Consider the following 1,445-nt stretch of genomic DNA (forward strand, 5'->3'; position numbering starts at 1 on the left):
TCCCGCGGCTGTAACCTCAGGTGGTACGGGCGACTTCGCCAAGCCAAGGTCCGGGCGGCCGCCCGGACCTTGGCTCAATCGCTTCAATCCCACGAAATCTCTCTCGTGTAGATACAAGGTGGCTCGGCGAAGCCGAGACGGAGAGGGGGCTGGCGCTGACATCTGTGACTAGGGCAGCACGAACGCGCTTTACGCAGATCATTCGCCTGCAGGCCCCCACTGGCGAACCTCTATCCATCCATGTCAAACCGCAAGATCGGTCGAGCGCGACATATCAGGCGGCGCCTATCTGGTGTCGCCACGCAGGACGAGACGTTTGATGACGCCACTTGAAAACTACCAAGCCCGGATGCAGCGGGTGCTGGACCACATAGACCGGCATCTGGACGACGATCTCGGCCTGGAGGCGTTAAGCGGCGTCGCGGCGTTCTCGAAATACCATTTCCACCGGCAGTTCACGTCGACGTTCGGCGTGTCCGTGCACCGCTATGTCCAGCTCGCCCGCATGAAGCGCGCTTCGTACAGGCTGGCCGAAAGCGACGCTCACAGCGTCACCGACATTGCGATGGATGCCGGCTACGACGCGCCGGATGCCTTCGCCCGCGCCTTTCGGCAACGGTTCGGGCAATCGCCTTCGTCGTTCCGGAAATCTCCCGACTGGGGGTCGTGGCTCATGGCCTTCGGGCCGCTCGACAAAGCAAGGACCACGCTCATGCAGATAATTTTTGAACCCGACGACGTGATGATCCGCGAAGTGCCGCCGACGCCGGTGGCGATCATGGAGCATCGCGGCGACCGGGCGACGCTTCCTGACACCATCCAGCGCTTCATCGCCTGGCGCAAGGCCGCCGGCCTGTCGCCCGAGACAAGCCCGACCTTCAACATCTTCCGCTCCGAAAGAGAGCCCGCGAATCCTGCCGATTACAGCATGGACATCTGTGCCGGAACCGACCAGCCGATCGAGGCGAACGACGCGCAGATGAAGGCCGGCGTGATCCCCGGCGGACGCTGCGCGGTGCTGCGCTACCCCGGCAATACCAACAATCTCGAGCCAGCGGCACTGTACCTCTATCGTGAATGGCTTCCGGCCAGCGGCGAGGAGGCCCGCGATTTTCCGATCTATTGCCAGCGGCACTTTTCGTTCATCCCGAACGGACCGGTGCGCGAGGTAGTGCTTGAGCTGTTTCTGCCGCTGAAATAGCGCGGTGGGAGGGGGCGCCACCGGGTCGTGGCAAGAAGCCGGCGGGGTTGAATGTGTTTCGCTGGTGGAGCCGCCGGCGGTGTGAAATCGCCTAGGGCGCTCCCCCTCTCCGTCCGCTACGCTGCCACCTCTCCCCCATTTCATGGGGGCGAGGAAACGCTAATCTCTGAGGTCGCGCCCTCCGAAAGCTTGGGTTCCTCGCCCCCACAAAGTGGGGGAGAGCGACTATCTGGGGGGTCAAGTT

1 protein-coding gene is annotated in these 1,445 nt (G+C 63.2%); it reads left to right on the forward strand.

Annotated elements, in window-relative coordinates; all coding sequences use genetic code 11:
• The first annotated feature begins 319 nt into the window (after positions 1 to 319).
• Entirely contained in the window at positions 320 to 1,201 is an 882-nt protein-coding gene (locus tag AC04SG_RS32760; protein ID WP_488554390.1) for an AraC family transcriptional regulator, read from the forward strand.
• Positions 1,202 to 1,445 lie beyond the last annotated feature (244 nt).

Source organism: Mesorhizobium sp. CNPSo 4684 (assembly GCF_057784315.1).

Bases quoted from the DNA above. Each gene is read 5' to 3' on its own strand.
- AC04SG_RS32760 (WP_488554390.1), top strand. From the start codon at position 320: ATGACGCCACTTGAAAACTACCAAGCCCGGATGCAGCGGGTGCTGGAC.